Source organism: Pseudomonas sp. GT1P32, from assembly GCF_054897805.1.
The window spans coordinates 690,181-704,458 of sequence record NZ_CM142704.1 but is presented as its reverse complement, the minus strand read 5'-3'; the positions used below and the strand labels follow the sequence as shown (position 1 = coordinate 704,458).

The 14,278-nt window shown below is 57.2% G+C and carries 18 protein-coding genes; 17 read left to right on the top strand and 1 reads right to left on the bottom strand.

Going from position 1 to position 14,278, the window contains the following annotated elements; translation table 11 throughout:
- The first annotated feature begins 21 nt into the window (after window positions 1-21).
- From ACYZUC_RS03295 to ACYZUC_RS03250, 10 genes are all read left to right on the top strand, one after another.
- A complete protein-coding gene (locus ACYZUC_RS03295) occupies window positions 22-252 on the top strand; it encodes an AlpA family transcriptional regulator (protein WP_461993518.1) in 231 nt (76 codons plus the stop codon).
- Between the two features lie 4 nt (window positions 253-256).
- A complete protein-coding gene (locus tag ACYZUC_RS03290) occupies window positions 257-1,099 on the top strand; it encodes a ParA family protein (RefSeq protein ID WP_461993516.1) in 843 nt (280 codons plus the stop codon).
- A gap of 82 nt (window positions 1,100-1,181) precedes the next feature.
- Entirely contained in the window at window positions 1,182-1,391 is a 210-nt protein-coding gene (locus tag ACYZUC_RS03285) for a hypothetical protein (protein WP_461993514.1), read from the top strand.
- Between the two features lie 14 nt (window positions 1,392-1,405).
- Window positions 1,406-2,986, top strand: a complete 1,581-nt coding sequence (locus ACYZUC_RS03280) for a ParB family protein (RefSeq protein WP_461993512.1) — start codon at window positions 1,406-1,408, stop codon at window positions 2,984-2,986.
- The gene (locus ACYZUC_RS03275) at window positions 2,983-3,531 is read left to right on the top strand and encodes a DUF2857 domain-containing protein (RefSeq protein WP_461993510.1); all 549 of its coding nucleotides are present in this window, start codon (window positions 2,983-2,985) and stop codon (window positions 3,529-3,531) included. Before ACYZUC_RS03280 ends, ACYZUC_RS03275 begins: the two co-directional genes overlap by 4 nt.
- Complete coding sequence (locus ACYZUC_RS03270) at window positions 3,528-4,718, top strand: STY4528 family pathogenicity island replication protein (RefSeq protein ID WP_461993508.1); 1,191 nt, start codon at window positions 3,528-3,530, stop codon at window positions 4,716-4,718. The genes ACYZUC_RS03275 and ACYZUC_RS03270 overlap by 4 nt, the downstream gene beginning before the upstream one ends.
- Window positions 4,719-4,960: 242 nt before the next feature.
- Entirely contained in the window at window positions 4,961-5,716 is a 756-nt protein-coding gene (locus ACYZUC_RS03265; RefSeq protein WP_461993506.1) for a PFL_4669 family integrating conjugative element protein, read from the top strand.
- The gene (locus tag ACYZUC_RS03260) at window positions 5,713-6,231 is read left to right on the top strand and encodes a DUF3158 family protein (protein ID WP_461993504.1); all 519 of its coding nucleotides are present in this window, start codon (window positions 5,713-5,715) and stop codon (window positions 6,229-6,231) included. The genes ACYZUC_RS03265 and ACYZUC_RS03260 overlap by 4 nt, the downstream gene beginning before the upstream one ends.
- Window positions 6,228-6,698, top strand: coding sequence for a single-stranded DNA-binding protein (locus ACYZUC_RS03255; protein ID WP_461993502.1), 471 nt, complete (start codon window positions 6,228-6,230; stop codon window positions 6,696-6,698). Before ACYZUC_RS03260 ends, ACYZUC_RS03255 begins: the two co-directional genes overlap by 4 nt.
- A gap of 230 nt (window positions 6,699-6,928) precedes the next feature.
- Window positions 6,929-8,896, top strand: a complete 1,968-nt coding sequence (locus ACYZUC_RS03250) for a DNA topoisomerase III (RefSeq protein WP_461993500.1) — start codon at window positions 6,929-6,931, stop codon at window positions 8,894-8,896.
- Between the two features lie 44 nt (window positions 8,897-8,940).
- Here the strand turns inward: ACYZUC_RS03250 and ACYZUC_RS03245 are convergent, their stop codons facing one another.
- A complete protein-coding gene (locus tag ACYZUC_RS03245) occupies window positions 8,941-9,198 on the bottom strand; it encodes a hypothetical protein (RefSeq protein WP_461993498.1) in 258 nt (85 codons plus the stop codon).
- 209 nt (window positions 9,199-9,407) lie between these two features.
- Between ACYZUC_RS03245 and ACYZUC_RS03240 the strand changes: the two genes are divergently transcribed.
- From ACYZUC_RS03240 to ACYZUC_RS03210, 7 genes are all read left to right on the top strand, one after another.
- Window positions 9,408-9,749, top strand: a complete 342-nt coding sequence (locus ACYZUC_RS03240) for a helix-turn-helix domain-containing protein (protein WP_461993496.1) — start codon at window positions 9,408-9,410, stop codon at window positions 9,747-9,749.
- 900 nt (window positions 9,750-10,649) lie between these two features.
- Window positions 10,650-11,231 carry an STY4534 family ICE replication protein gene (locus ACYZUC_RS03235; protein WP_461993494.1) on the top strand — a complete coding sequence of 194 codons (582 nt, stop codon included), beginning with the start codon at window positions 10,650-10,652 and terminating at the stop codon, window positions 11,229-11,231.
- A 71-nt stretch (window positions 11,232-11,302) separates the two neighbouring features.
- On the top strand, window positions 11,303-11,560 hold the full coding sequence (locus ACYZUC_RS03230; protein ID WP_461993492.1) for a hypothetical protein: 258 nt from the start codon (window positions 11,303-11,305) through the stop codon (window positions 11,558-11,560).
- Between the two features lie 100 nt (window positions 11,561-11,660).
- Window positions 11,661-12,155 (top strand): RadC family protein, encoded by a 495-nt coding sequence (radC, locus tag ACYZUC_RS03225; protein WP_461993490.1) that lies wholly within the window; start codon window positions 11,661-11,663, stop codon window positions 12,153-12,155.
- A gap of 52 nt (window positions 12,156-12,207) precedes the next feature.
- A complete protein-coding gene (locus ACYZUC_RS03220; RefSeq protein WP_461993489.1) occupies window positions 12,208-12,954 on the top strand; it encodes a DUF5983 family protein in 747 nt (248 codons plus the stop codon).
- Window positions 12,955-13,060: 106 nt separating this feature from the next.
- Window positions 13,061-13,603, top strand: a complete 543-nt coding sequence (gene pilL2 / locus ACYZUC_RS03215) for a PFGI-1 class ICE element type IV pilus protein PilL2 (RefSeq protein ID WP_461993487.1) — start codon at window positions 13,061-13,063, stop codon at window positions 13,601-13,603.
- The gene (locus ACYZUC_RS03210) at window positions 13,600-14,271 is read left to right on the top strand and encodes a chemotaxis protein (protein ID WP_461993485.1); all 672 of its coding nucleotides are present in this window, start codon (window positions 13,600-13,602) and stop codon (window positions 14,269-14,271) included. The genes pilL2 and ACYZUC_RS03210 overlap by 4 nt, the downstream gene beginning before the upstream one ends.
- The last annotated feature ends 7 nt before the right edge of the window (window positions 14,272-14,278 follow it).

The following is a 14,278-nucleotide window of genomic DNA, read 5'->3' as shown; positions in this document are numbered from 1 at the left end:
AAGCGCTATGGAGTGCTCGTCATGACGGATCAATTGGTCGCTTGCGCGCCCGCAAATTCACACAACCTTGAACGCCACATCATGCGGAGAGAAGAAGTCGAACGCAAAACCGGTTTCAAGCGTGCGCACATCTATAACCTGATGAAGGACGGAAAGTTCCCTCAAGCTAAACGCATTGGACTGCGCGCGGTGGGTTGGGACTCGCTGGAGATCGAGCGGTGGGTCAGCGAACGCTTAAGTCAGCAGTCCTGATGCCATGCGTGTGGTATCGGTGGTCTCCACCAAAGGTGGGGTAGGCAAAACCACAGTAGCCGCTAATCTCGGCGGTCTGCTGGCGGATGCTGGTCTACGCGTTCTGTTACTGGATTTGGATAGCCAACCCACCCTCTCCAGCTATTACGCCTTGAGCCAGAAAGCCGTTGGTGGTGCGTACGAGTTCATTGCACTCAACCTAACAGTACCTGCACAGATTGTTTCCAAGACAGTAATCACAGGCCTCGATCTGATCCTCTCCAACGATGATCAAGGCCGACTCAGCACCTTGCTGCTGTACGCTCCCGACGGTCGACTACGGCTGCGCAATTTGTTGGATACCTTCCGCCCCATTTATGACCTGTTTTTGATCGACACCCAAGGCGCACGTAGCGTGCTGCTGGAGATGGCCATCCTGGCCTCCGATCTCGCCCTTTCTCCCATAACCCCGGAAATGTTAGCCGCCCGCGAACTGCACCGCGGCACCTTGAAGCTGCTGAGTGAACTCGAACCATTCCGCCACCTGGGTATTCCACCGCCACCCTTGCGACTGCTACTGAACCATGTGAGCGCGATTCGGGTGGACACCCGGATGATCATCCGTGGCCTGCGAGAGACCTTCGCTGGGGCTATCAATATCTCGGTTTTGGACACCGTAGTTCCAGACCGGGTGGCGTATCTCAATGCCGCTTCCCTCGGCCTACCTGTCCACCGAATCGAGACGCACCGGTCACGCGAACGACGCTCGCCGTCAGAGTTGGAAACCATGCAAGCGCTAGCTATTGAGTTGTTTCCGGAATGGCGCGAGGCGATTTCTTCGGTGAGCCGATGCGTTGAGGTTCAATGAGACAAATCACCAAACCCGCATTTCTCACCAGGTCATTTTTTATCGACCTTGATGCCAACAGCGTTTGGCAGGGAGTCATTTGATGTTGGATCAACTGCCCATTATCGCTCCACCATCCATTCGACCACAGCACCCGCCTTGCGAAGAGTACTGCACTGTGGTGTTTCGCCTGCAGGGTGGGCGCTCGGCCATGGGTTGGTTCCTCGCAGAGCTCTCCCGACATTTCGAAGGCTCGGGAACTGCCGAGATCGTAAAATTCGAGGTCGGTGACCATTTACGTAACAGGGGTTAACTGAGGTTGTTCAGATGAAGAAGCTCAGTCAGGAGGAGATCACCGGCAAGCTGCTCCACGACCACTTCCCTCGGGGTCAAGAACTGGAGCAACTGTCCGATCCACTCATCGACACGCCTATGCTAGTCACACTGGAGCAGTTGCGGCCCTACGAACACAACCCGCGTTTCATCCGTAATCCACTGTATGACGATATCAAAGCCTCGATCCGTGAACGCGGGCTTGATCAACCGCCGCCGATTACCCGTCGCCCGGGAGAAACTTATTTCATCATCCGTAACGGCGGTAATACTCGCTTGGCGATTCTCGGCGAGCTGTGGCAGGAGACCCGCGAGGAGCGTTTCTTTCGTATTCACTGCTTGTTCCGCCCCTGGACCGATGAACTCACAGCCCTGCTCGGCCATCTAGCCGAAAGCGATCTGCATGGTCAGCTCACTTTTATCGAACGTGCGCTGGCCGTGGCTAAACTCAAATCCATGCTCGAACCAGATGGAGCTGTACTCTCTCAACGTGAACTGGCACGACGTCTTGCCGTTGGAGGCTATCCCATTTCGCAGTCGCATATCAGCCGGATGTTGGACACCCTTGAACACTTGCTACCCGCTATTCCACAAACACTTTATGCCGGATTGGGTAAGCCCCAGATCGAACGCCTGATCGCTCTGCGTAGCCAGGCCGAACGAACCTGGAACCATTACCCAACCGCAAACGTTTCGTTCGCCGAGTTTTGGCTCGGTACCCTGGTCAACTTCGATGCCGATCCCGAATCCTTCGATCTTGAGCAGATCCAGGATGAACTGCTCGAACGCATGAGCGGGTTGCTCGGACGGTCCTACCGTATGTTGGCTCTAGAGCTGACCGATACCCAACGCATCATCTCGACACCTGGCGCTGCCGTCACCACTCCTCCGGAGAACAACGTTTCGCCGAGCGTTCATGAAGTCGAGGCAGGGCTGCCCTCCTCCGAGCCCCGTCCAAGATCAACCGAGAGTCTAATCGAACCAAGGATTGAGGAACCGCCAGCATCGCAGGAAATGAATATCGTCTCAGCAGCCAACCCTCCGTCACGCGTCCAACAAATTCGTGAACAGATTGACCGCGAGACTCGCGCGGACGCAGCGCCCACCGTCGAAACCTGCACGATCGACGACATCTGGATCATCGCACCAGCACTCGATACCCCAGAACAACTGCGGTTAGCCATTTCCAGACTGGCGCGGGAAATGGCGGCCTATGCCGGACATCCCGAGAGCATCATTGATCAGAAACTTGGCTTGGGCTTCGCCCTGAACATCGAGCAAGTTGATCTGGCAGCTCCTCGCGCAACCGGCATTCACCTACTGCTCCTAGCCTTATTGCGCGCTCAAGACGAAGTGAACTGGGAAGATCGTCAGCAGCTGCCCTCAGCGCTGTTCGGCCAGCTGCTGTTAGGTATCTATCAACTCCCGCTCAAAGATCGTCCCGCCGTGGACGTAGGACTGGAGCGCCTGCCCGACAGTCTCTTAATCAAGCTGTTTCGCTTGATACGCTTAGCCCGGCGTCTGATCGACTTAACGCTTGTCCCTGAAGACGACTCAGCGAAGGAGCTGCCATGAACCTGTCCTTCAATGTGCTCAATCAGGCCATGCTGACCCAGGTACTACATGAGTTGCGCTTGGGCAATCTGCAACGCTGCAAGGCACTCGGTCTGAATGAGGATGACATCTACCTGTTGCAATCCTTGCCGCCCACCACGCTGTCGCGCCTGGCCCATTCCACCGTGTCTTGGGTCGAGGTCAAGATCGACTCGCCGGTACTACATCGGCTGATCGAGCAAGCCGAACGCGACGAGCAGAACGAACGGTTGATCAACCGAGCGCTCAAATTGGGTGCCAGCAGCACCATCATGTATCAGTGCTTCGGCTTGGCGCATTCGGAAACCGCCCTGCGGCGACGTCTACTCAAGATAGAAACACGTAAAGGCCGCCCTCAGAATTTGAGCGAAACGCAGGAACACGCGCTATGGCAGCGTTGGTGCCAACTGCGGGCTCAGGACGGTACCGAGGATCAGCTCGACGCCATGATGATGCTGGCAGAGGAGCAACAGATCAGCTTGACCATAGTGTGGCAACAGATCGACCAGTACAGCAACGGAACATGAACACTGCCCCTGCCAGTCGCTGGCAGCGTGTCTTGCAGCAATGTACCCAGCAACTGAGTGATCGCTGGCCCGCGCACCCTACCATTGAACAACCCTCCAACCAGGCTCTGCAGGCTGGCTTTCTATTCAGTGGTCAATCACACGAAGTCGTGCCACGTCAACTGCTGTTGGATAGTCGGCTGACGCCGCTGGAACGTAATGCCTGGCAAGTGTTTCGACTCATGCTGCAAGGCCAGGGTGTGGTCACACCGCGCTATGAGGATCTGCAGCCCTACCTGTCGAGCGTCCCCTACGGCGCGTCAGCCTCCCGTGAAACCATCGCTCGCGTCTTAACGATGCTCAGACTAACCCGCTGGCTTAGCCTGGTAAGTCGTGACCGCGATCAGCTCAGCGGGCGTCTACGAGGTTCGCTGTACGTCCTGCACGATGAGCCGTTAACCCCCGCTGAAGCGATGGAGTTGGATCACGATTACCTGGAGCTGATCGGACATGCCCTGGGTCATGCGACCAAGGCTGTGCGTATTGTCGCTCACCATATTCTGGAAGAGATTCGCCAAGACACAAATATTGATCAGGATCGGTTACCGACGCGGCTCGATAGCTGGGGCGAACTCTGGACCCAGCAAGGATTGGATCAGACAACCGATGCCACTCTGCACGATTCCGAACGGGGGGAAGATCATCTCGTTCGGAATCGTGCAGGCCCTCGTTCGGATTCCGAACTGAGTCTGAACGCCAGTGTTTCCGGCGGCGTTCGGAATCCGAACGCGGCCTGTACTGTATTAAAAGAAAGTAATTGTACTGTACCGCGCGCGACACCAGCAGTGGATAACCTGCACTGGCCTGAACCGCTGCACCTGAGTCCAAACGAGCGTCTGGCCGTCGCCGTGGCGCTGAACAAGCTGAAACCAGCGGATCGTCAGGCAGTGCTCAACGAAGCGGGCGCACGCTGTGCGGCCGGTGGTATTCGCAAGCCAGCGGCCTATCTGATGGGCCTGATCCAACGGGCGCTGAAAGGTGATTTTCGACCTTGGGCAGGTCAGACACAGCCCTCACTCATTGCAGAGTCGCCTCCAACAGCGCCGTCACGCCCGTCCCGAAAACAGGGCGAACCCGCTTCCGCACTCGCCCAAGCGTGCCTGAATGAGCTACGCCAACTCCGCGGAAAACACCCTGGACCTCAATAGATTTGATGCCAGTGGCATCAAATCTACTGACGTCTAATGTGAGATCGCAAAGGTTCAAATCTGCGCAATCCGACCGGTACGGCCTTCGCCATCCATGGAAATGATTCCACCGGCGTCACTCACGAACGTCTCCGAAATTAACCCTCTCACACCAAACCGAACAGACCGCATTCAGCTTTTTGGCTGCCCTTGACCCTCATCTGTCGCAACGTTCCCGTCCAAGCTTATGCGAGGACAACACCGTGGCCGATCACTATCAACTCAACCTGGGTTCATTGCGCAGCAGCATCACCCTGACTCTGCACACTCACCACGCCGCCCGTATCTGGCAAGGTCGGACCGCACGCGAAGGTGTCCACTCGATCATGGGCATGGCGGGCTACATCAGTGTCACCAACCTGATCAAACAAACCGCGGCCCAGGACGACCCCTATGCCGATTGGGCCATCGTGCAGCTCGAAGAAAAACTGATGCAGGCCAAAGCGGGGATGCTGGAACTGACCCAACAGCTGGATCGGATCAGGCAAGACCTGCCGACACAGATCGACATGAGCGACAACCTCAACATCCACCCCGTCACCTTGCCGTTGTACATCGGCAGCCAGCTGGGCTTTCTGGCGGTCTACTTGCTGACCGACTACGACACCCTGGTGCGCCGGACCCTATTGGCCCATCACACCGCTTTGATCGGCCGCATCGATATGGAAGCCTGGATCGACGACGGTGCACATCTGCTGCGCAGCCTGTTCGGCCAGGCACAGCGCTATCGGCATGCCGGCGTCACCCGTGATGACATGGCGGCGAACAACGCCCGTGCCATTGCGGCCATCGAGAAAATGGGTTTGCCCCCGATGGACATCCTTGAGGGGCATCGCCGCTCCCAGTTCGCGCCGCCAATCATTCGTCGTGGTGCTGTGGCGGTGGATGACACTGACGCGTTGGCAGTGGACGCGCAAGAGCTATCTGCCTCAGTGGAAGAGCCGGAGGACGAAGCATGAATCCCATGATCCCGGCTCAACCAATGCCCTTCGAAGCGTTGACACCGGATGCCTATCGACAGTTCGAACACGCAGCCTCCCTAAAAGGCCTTTTAAAGCCCTTTAAGGGTAAGGGGGAGTTGGAGCACCTGGCGCAGGTGGCGAGGGAAATCGAGGCGCAGTTATGTCACCTGATGGAGGCTGTAGTGCTGCAAGCCGGACAGCCCCCTTACTCACTGCTGGACATTCGATTGGTGCTGCAGAACACCAGCGCTGGCAGCAGCTTTTTGCGTTGGCGCACCCGTGACTTCGCCCGCATGGGGGTTGCGGTCTGGGAACGCCAGGTGAGCAACAAAGTCCTGCCGCTGGCCGTACACGAGGGATTGCACCGTTTCGAATGCAACCGCATTGCACTGAACCTGCAGATGAGCGTGGTGCATTCGCTTTACCGCCAGGCCACCACCTGCGCGATCAAAATGGCCAGTGCCGAACGGTTACTGCGCCAACTCACAACCGCAGTGGAGGTATCACGATGAGTACTTTTTTTGTCGGCGAAGGCAATATCGGCAGTGCGCCAGAGTTCCAGGAATTCCCGTCAGGCAATGACGAGCCACGGCGTTTGCTACGGCTGAATGTGTACTTCGACAACCCCGTGCCACGCGAGGGCAGCTATGAAGATCGAGGCGGCTATTGGGCGCCGGTTGAGCTCTGGCACCGCGAGGCTGAACACTGGAGCACGCTGTACCAGAAAGGCATGCGCGTGTTGGTCGAAGGCCGCACCGTGCGCGATGAGTGGGAGGACAGCGAAGACAATGCGCGGGTGACCTTCAAGATCGAGGCCCGTCGAGTCGGCATCCTGCCTCACCGAGTGCAAAGCGTGGTCATGCGGGAACGATCCAGTGAGCCGGCGGCATCTGCGACACACGTCGGGCAAAATACAGAGCAAACCAGTTCACCTGCGTCGAAACCCAGAAAGCGCAGAGGACAGCCACCGTCGGACTGACGGACTGACTTCAGGCATCAAAATTGCGCCTTTGCGCGAAGTTGCTGGCCTGTTATTACTCGCTGCTCGTGAAGATCCACACTATCGTCCACGCTACAACCGGCTAGCGGCCTCGGACCATTTATGCCCGTCCTCACCGACTAATATGAGGAACCTGCCATTCAGGTTTCTCGTATCTCGCAACGGCTATTTCCAACAACGCTGCTCCGAACTCAATCCGGAGCAGTTCTATGCGCCTCTTCCTCTGCGAGAAACCTTCCCAAGGTCGTGACATCGCCAAGGTTCTCGGAGCCAGCCGGCGCAGCGATGGCTGCCTGATCGGACCCGAGACAACCGTCACCTGGTGTATCGGCCATCTGCTGGAGACAGCCCCACCTGAAGCCTATGGCGATCAGTACAAATCCTGGTCGTTGGATCATCTACCGATCATTCCCGCGCAGTGGAGGGTTGAGGTCAAACCCAAGACTGCCGCGCAGTTCAAAATCATCAAACACCTGCTCAGCGAAGCTACCACCGTCGTCATCGCAACCGACGCCGATCGCGAAGGGGAAATGATTGCCCGCGAGTTACTGGAGCTCTGCAAGTATCGAGGCCCCGTTCAGCGCCTCTGGTTATCCGCACTCAACGAGGCGTCGATTCGCAAAGCACTGTCCTCGCTGAAGTCTGGTCAGGAGACCTTCCCGCTCTATCACTCAGCCCTGGCCCGCAGCCGTGCCGACTGGCTGATCGGCATGAACCTCAGTCGCTTGTTTACCCTCCTCGGACGGCGGGCGGGCTACGACGGCGTATTGTCGGTTGGACGCGTCCAGACACCCACTTTACGTCTGGTAGTCGATCGGGATCGCGCGATTGCCAGCTTCGTCTCGGTACCCTACTGGGACGTGGATGTGCACCTGTCCTCAATGGGGCAACCATTCATCGCATCGTGGTTACCACCCAGCTCTGGACAAGATGAAGCCGGTCGTTGCCTGCAACAGGCGATTGCCCGTCAGGCGGTCCAAGCGATCTCTAGCGGAAAGACCGCCACAGTGCTCTCGCTGCAGACTGAGCATTTCCGCGAAGCGCCACCCCTGCCCTTCGACCTGAGCACATTGCAGGAAGTCTGCTCGCGCAAGCTGGGTCTCGGCGTTCAGGAAACCCTGAACATCGCCCAAGCCCTGTATGAAACCCACAAAGCCAACACCTACCCGCGCAGCGATTGCCGCTATTTGCCAGAGAGTATGTTCGACGAGGTACCCGCGGTATTCGATGCCCTGCTCAAAACGGATCCCGCACTGCGGCCCGCACTGGGAGGACTCGATCGATCATTGCACTCCCGTGCGTGGAACGATGCCAAGGTCACCGCACACCACGGCATCATTCCCACCACCGAGCCGGCGAACCTGGCGCGGATGTCCGAACAAGAACGCCAAGTCTACGAACTGATTCGTAGCCACTACCTCGCGCAATTTCTTCCGCACCATGAGTTTGATCGATCACAGCTCGAACTGGAGTGTGGCGAAGAACGATTGACCGCTGTTGGCAAACAGATCCTGGTCCAGGGCTGGAAAGGCTTGCTCTCCGAAAACGCCGAGGAGGATGAGCCCAGTCAAAAGTCCCAAGTCTTACCCGTCTTGCAACAGGGTACTCAGTGCGCAGTGGACGACGTCGAACTCAAGTCCATGCGCACTGCCGCTCCCAAACCTCTCACCGAGGGCGATCTGATCAAGGCGATGAAAAACGTGGCCAAGCTGGTCAACGACCCACGCCTGAAACAGAAACTGCGAGACACCACCGGAATTGGTACCGAAGCCACACGAGCCGGCATCATCAAGGGGTTGATTGATCGCGGATATTTGCTGAAGAAAAAACGCACCTTAATGGCCTCCGCTGCGGCCCATACCCTGATTGAGGCGGTTCCCGCTGCAATCGCAGATCCAGGTATGACCGCGATCTGGGAACAGGCCCTGGACGAGATCGAAGCGGGACGCCTGTCCCTGGATACATTCGTCGCCAAGCAGGCGCACTGGATTGCGCAGTTGGTCGAACACTGCGGAGCGCTCACCTTGGCAGTACCGGTCGAAGCCGGCCCGGCCTGCCCCATTTGCAACGCCTCAACACTCAGACGAAAGGGGAAATCAGGGCCGTTCTGGTCGTGCTCCCACTACCCAGACTGCAAAGGCACTGTGTCCATCAGAAAAGATACGCGTCGCCCATGACGCGCCATTGAAGATCAACATGAATATTGGAGACGATGTACTGGTCAGTGCATCATAAACGGCGACTGATCCCTCTCCAAGTCGCTTAGCGGTTGTCCGATTTCACGGGCCAAGGCGATGCCTGTCGAAATCCATATCTGCCCTAGTTCGTTGAACGCTTTCAGGTGAGCAGGATTTTCGTTGAGCCAATGAACAAGGCTGTCGAAGTGTTCGGGGTTATCCGGACAATCATGGATCTTGATGAACAGCTCCAGTGTTCGATCCCAGATCAGATCCATGACGTTCTCGCTCTGCTCTTCCATGCTCAACCTTTCCTCCGTTTGGCCCTGTCAGACCGCTCATTCTCACTGGTCACTTCGGGCTCCGATTCCTGGAGGAATAGAAGTCACGTCGCGGTACACAGCTATTTCAGTCAATATATCAACCTTACAAGTCGATACTCGACCGTTAAGGATGTTCATGTCAATGGGTCTTTGCTCAACCATTCGGGTTGAATTGGAGAACTCATCACTTGGCACATAAACATCCAACCCAGGCCCAAATCGGGCGCATGATCGCGAAGCACCGGACCGAACGTAATCTGACCCAGGAAGAGGTGGCTGAACGCTTGGGGATTGGCAGCGAAGCTATTTCGCGCCTGGAGCGGGGTGTGGTGGAGCTTTCCGTGGTCAAGTTGATGCAACTGGCGGACATTTTCGACTGCCGGATGGATGAACTGCTGACGGAGTCGAGCAATCGTCCTAATGATCAGGGCCAGATGATCGCCGGTCTGCTGAGTGGACTGAAAGAAAAAGACCGCGCCTTCATTCTGGCGACCGTCGAACAGTTGGCTGCTCATCTGGGCAGTAAATAACCTCTTTCACTCGCATTCGTTATAGAGAGCTCTAAGGACGCCCTCTGCCTTGACGTCGTCGCACCCTCTCTGCTGTAGTGCTTCAGGATCATCGCCAACGGCGACCCAAGACCGATTTGCTCCGGGTAGCTCGGTCGGACTCCTTGAGTTCGGAGCCTTATCTTCTACGGAATTTCATTCCCGTTGTATGCTCGACCTGATCACGCTGGCGGATGACCACTGTTGCCTCTAGGGCAACAGTGGTCATCCGCCTCGGCAATCGTATTCAGTCCCGGAGCCCACCGGGGAAACACTGGGCACCCTTTGTGCGCGGATGCGTGCCAGCATGTTCCGACCCAGGCCACAACAAGGGTCGGTTGGCGAATCATGGCGCAGTTAAACCAAGTTTTGCGAGGCGCTTGTCGACTGCGTAGGACCGCCAAAGGTGGCTTTTCTCTTCCTCGCCTGGCACCCCGCCAGGCCCGCTCTTCACTTTCTTCAGTCCAGTGACTGCCACTATATTCCGGCCATAAAAAATCGGGTGGCAGCGCCTTGACGCGCCCCTGTGACAGGCTTATACAAAGGGCGTGGTTCGCTGTCGTTGACAGCCCAGCCCAGGTAGCCAGAACCTTCAAGGCTACGCCACGTTCGTGGTGGTTTACTCAAGTGCGATCAGCGTTCGGAAGCTCGCGCGGTTACCGCTACAGCGGTGATGAATGCCCACTACCCTATGCCTGCGAATTACCACCGCAGACTTCCTCTGCTGCACCATTATTCCTCCAGACGCATCGTTCTGATCGTCATCAGCTTACCGGTGTCGAGTAGTTCATCGCTCGCCTTCACCTTACCCACCCTGACGGGGGCTCACTTCCCCATCAGGGATTGTGCGTCGCCGTTTTCCCTTGAAACAGGAGAACCACCATGACCCACGCCAACCACTCCCAAGAAGCGACCACTTACTTCAATCTGCACACCGTCGGTATCGGCTACCTCAACCGTGTTCGTGAAGTACAAGTCCGCCGCGGCCAGCCATTCATGGCCTGCGATATCGCAGCCCTGCACGGTGCCACCGATGCGGTGGAATACACCCGCTTCGACTGCAAAGTCGCTGGGGGCGAAGCTGAACGCTTGATTCGTCTCTATATGGACGCCGTCAAAGCCGAGAAAAAGGTCTTGCTGTCGTTCCGTATCGGCGACCTGTGGATCGATCCATTTCTCTACGAGAAAGGCGATAAACAAGGTCAACCAGGCGCCAGCCTGAAAGGTCGTTTGCTGTTCATCGACTGGATCAAGGTCAACGGCACATTCGAGTACAAAGCGCCCGCCAGGCAGGAAGCAACAGCACCTGCTGAGCAAGCGCCAAACAGTGAGCCATCCCCAACGTCGGCTGATGCCGAAGCTGAGGAGACCGAAAACCCAACAGAGGCTCGGGTCGAACCTGAATCTCCACCTGCTCCACGCACGGCCCGCCGTGATGCCAGCCGTACCGTTCAGTCCGCCTGAACAGTCCACGATCTTTCTCATCAAGGCGCTCCCTCGAGCGCCTTTTCTTCAATCAGCACAGGAGAACCAACATGGAATCCTTCTGGCTCTGCGACGACTGCCTGTTCGCGGCGGCTTACGAGGACTACAGCATGTTATCGCTCTACTACACGACGGATGAAATCGAGGAACGCATCGCCGCGATGCAACGTGGGTTGATTCGGTTGATGCCCATCAGTGCCGACTTTGATCCCGAAGCCGGCTGGGGAATAAAAGCCTTTTCCCCGCTGCCCTGCGACGGCTGTGATTCACCCCTGCACGGTCAACGCCACCGATTCACTCGGCTGTAAACGACGCAGCATCGGCTAACGCCCGCAACTTCACACCCACCTCGGGGACACCACTCCCCTCGGGCGTGTACCCCTGATTGTTCCCTTCGGAGGTACCACCATGAGCACCCAACTCACACTGATCGAGACTTCGGATTTCGAGCCTGATCGTATCGTCCAAGAAAATCAGCTGATCGACGAAGCGCTGCATATTCTGGATCGTCGGCTGTTCGCCCGCGGCCCTAACCTAACATCGCCTGACGTCGTGGCCTCATACCTAAAACTGCATCTTGCGCAACAAGAGCATGAAGTCTTCGGTGTGATTTTTCTCGATGCCAAGCACCGGGTGCTGGCGTTCGAAGTCCTCTTTCACGGCAGCATTGATGGGGCCAGCGTTTACCCCCGCCAAGTCGTTAAGCGTTCCCTCGCGCATAACGCTGCGGCCGCCATTTTTGTTCACAACCACCCCTCAGGTTGTACGGAACCCAGCCAGGCGGATCGCGTCTTGACCGCACGGTTGAAAGAGGCCTTGGCCTTGATCGAAGTGCGCGCACTGGATCACTTCATCGTGGGTGAAGGTCGTCCTCTCTCCCTTGCCGAACATGGCTGGCTTTAACCCTCACAGGCGCCTTCGGGCGCCTGGTTCATTTTCATTCTGGAGAACCCTCATGAATCCCACACACCAAGCCCCAGCCCCGCTGACGGCCTCAAACCCATTTGCTCGCGGTTACGACACCCTGCATATCGAACGGCTGCTACTGATCACCTACGAAAACGACTGCCCTCCCTGCTTTCGACCAGTGCACGACGCACAAGCCCATCTGCCCGACAATGAGCTGCAACTGTCCCCTTGCCTGTTCAATGACGATTTCGCCTTGATCAGCGAAGGCCAATCCATTCCGGATGAGTTGAATGAACGCTGTCAGTCCAACGGGCTAGTGCGCCAAGTAATCTACGCCGTGATTGGCGAAATGCTCAACGACCGGCATCACCTTGGCGATCTGTACTCCTTGGAAGAAGCCCAAGCCATGGTCCATCGCTTGAGCTTCGAAACGGGACACTACAGTCGGGCCTGGGAGATCAGTACCGCACACCTCACTGAAGAAGCATTGCGCTACTTGGAAATCCGGGCTGGCAATTTCGACTCCAGACCAACCGGTCTGCTGTTCGAACCCTTTGCCCTGACAGACTGCAATGGCGTCGGGTGTAAGCTGATCGGCACGCCCTGGACCGACGATAACCTGGTGAAGATCGAGGGCCGTCCTTACTCATCGCTGAGGCAAGAGCAACTCGATGCCCGTACGCCAGTAGCGTTGATTAAGGTGCTGTACCTCGCGGCATTGGCGGATGTGCGATTGTTGATCTTCGACCCCGACGCTGCCGTCTTGGATGGGCTAGCCATTTTTGATGAATAGCTACGTGCTCAGCGTTAACACGACCCATCTTGAATCAACTTTCTCACTGAATCGCTCCTTCACCTCATGTCAGGTTCTGCACTGAATCTGACATGAGGTTTTTTTCATGGAGCGTTTATTCACGCCTGTCTGCCTGCTGGGTTTGTTGAGCGCCTGCACCGCGCAAATCCCCAACCCATTGCCGACCCATCCAGAGATCGACAGTGGCTCCAATCGGGCCCAGCTCTCGAAGGGTACAGCCGAAGGAAACCATCCGGCAGAACTCCGCTATGGCCGCTATACGCTGGTCAGCACCGAGCCCACCACGGAACAACGCGATCTTCTCGCTCAAATCATTGACGTGAGCATCCCGTCCAGCCTGAGTCCCTCGGTGCAGGATGCGTTGCAGTACGTATTGCAGCGCTCGGGCTATTCGCTCTGTCCAGTTTCCACGTCGGTGAAGGTGCTGTTTACCCGGCCCCTGCCGGCGGCCCATTACCGGCTTGGTCCAATCCCTTTGCGCAGCGCGCTACATGTGCTGGCTGGCCCCGCCTGGCAACTCACAACCGATGAGGTCAGCCGTTCGGTCTGCTTCGAGCAGCAGAAAACTAATGCCAGCGTCACGCTGATCACACCGGTCTCGCCGCATCAGTCGGAGGCACGCCCATGAAAGCCTCGACGTTTCAAACTCTCATCATTGGGCTGCTTTGCCTGGCGGTTGCCGGTCTGAGTGGCGGTTTGTACAACCAATATCAGCGCATGGCCAATCTACAGAGCACGAACCTTCAGTACCTACAAACTTTGGACACCCTGCAACGTGATTCAAACGCCCTCAAGGATGCACAGGAAAAACTGCAGTACGCGCTGAAAGACCTGAAGCAGATGGTCGACTCCAGTGAGCAACAAGCCAATACCCTCGATCCGATGCTGGATCAGTGGGCGCAAGAAATACAGGAGCTGCGCGATGGTCTGGCAGCGCGCACCACCTTGGCAGACCTGACAGCGCTGCATGCACGCATTGAACAGGTCGAGCAGCAACTCCTGGGCCTAAGGACCCAGCCATCGCCCCCACCGCCGACGCCTTCCGCGACCAAACCGAAAAAGACCGCTCGCCCCAAGCCCGCCCCGCTCTCGCCACCGTTCTCAGTGTTGGGGGTCGAGTCCCGCGGGGGTGAGCGCTTTCTGGCGGTCGCACCTCATGACAGTCACGCTCTCATGGATGTTCGGCTGCTGCATCGCGGCGAGGAGTTCGGAGCCTGGCACCTGAAAATGCTGGAGCCGAACTCAGCCATCTTCGCGGTGGCCGCTCAGCCAGACCAGACCGTGCACCTCCCTTGAGAAGCGA

What these genes read in the sequence shown, in the direction of transcription:
- ACYZUC_RS03295 (WP_461993518.1), top strand. Translation starts at nt 22, where the DNA reads ATGACGGATCAATTGGTCGCTTGCGCGCCCGCAAATTCACACAACCTT.
- ACYZUC_RS03290 (WP_461993516.1), top strand. Translation starts at nt 257, where the DNA reads ATGCGTGTGGTATCGGTGGTCTCCACCAAAGGTGGGGTAGGCAAAACC.
- ACYZUC_RS03285 (WP_461993514.1), top strand. Translation starts at nt 1,182, where the DNA reads ATGTTGGATCAACTGCCCATTATCGCTCCACCATCCATTCGACCACAG.
- ACYZUC_RS03280 (WP_461993512.1), top strand. Translation starts at nt 1,406, where the DNA reads ATGAAGAAGCTCAGTCAGGAGGAGATCACCGGCAAGCTGCTCCACGAC.
- ACYZUC_RS03275 (WP_461993510.1), top strand. Translation starts at nt 2,983, where the DNA reads ATGAACCTGTCCTTCAATGTGCTCAATCAGGCCATGCTGACCCAGGTA.
- ACYZUC_RS03270 (WP_461993508.1), top strand. Translation starts at nt 3,528, where the DNA reads ATGAACACTGCCCCTGCCAGTCGCTGGCAGCGTGTCTTGCAGCAATGT.
- ACYZUC_RS03260 (WP_461993504.1), top strand. Translation starts at nt 5,713, where the DNA reads ATGAATCCCATGATCCCGGCTCAACCAATGCCCTTCGAAGCGTTGACA.
- ACYZUC_RS03255 (WP_461993502.1), top strand. Translation starts at nt 6,228, where the DNA reads ATGAGTACTTTTTTTGTCGGCGAAGGCAATATCGGCAGTGCGCCAGAG.
- ACYZUC_RS03250 (WP_461993500.1), top strand. Translation starts at nt 6,929, where the DNA reads ATGCGCCTCTTCCTCTGCGAGAAACCTTCCCAAGGTCGTGACATCGCC.
- ACYZUC_RS03245 (WP_461993498.1), bottom strand. Translation starts at nt 9,198, where the DNA reads ATGGAAGAGCAGAGCGAGAACGTCATGGATCTGATCTGGGATCGAACA.
- ACYZUC_RS03235 (WP_461993494.1), top strand. Translation starts at nt 10,650, where the DNA reads ATGACCCACGCCAACCACTCCCAAGAAGCGACCACTTACTTCAATCTG.
- ACYZUC_RS03230 (WP_461993492.1), top strand. Translation starts at nt 11,303, where the DNA reads ATGGAATCCTTCTGGCTCTGCGACGACTGCCTGTTCGCGGCGGCTTAC.
- radC (WP_461993490.1), top strand. Translation starts at nt 11,661, where the DNA reads ATGAGCACCCAACTCACACTGATCGAGACTTCGGATTTCGAGCCTGAT.
- ACYZUC_RS03220 (WP_461993489.1), top strand. Translation starts at nt 12,208, where the DNA reads ATGAATCCCACACACCAAGCCCCAGCCCCGCTGACGGCCTCAAACCCA.
- pilL2 (WP_461993487.1), top strand. Translation starts at nt 13,061, where the DNA reads ATGGAGCGTTTATTCACGCCTGTCTGCCTGCTGGGTTTGTTGAGCGCC.
- ACYZUC_RS03210 (WP_461993485.1), top strand. Translation starts at nt 13,600, where the DNA reads ATGAAAGCCTCGACGTTTCAAACTCTCATCATTGGGCTGCTTTGCCTG.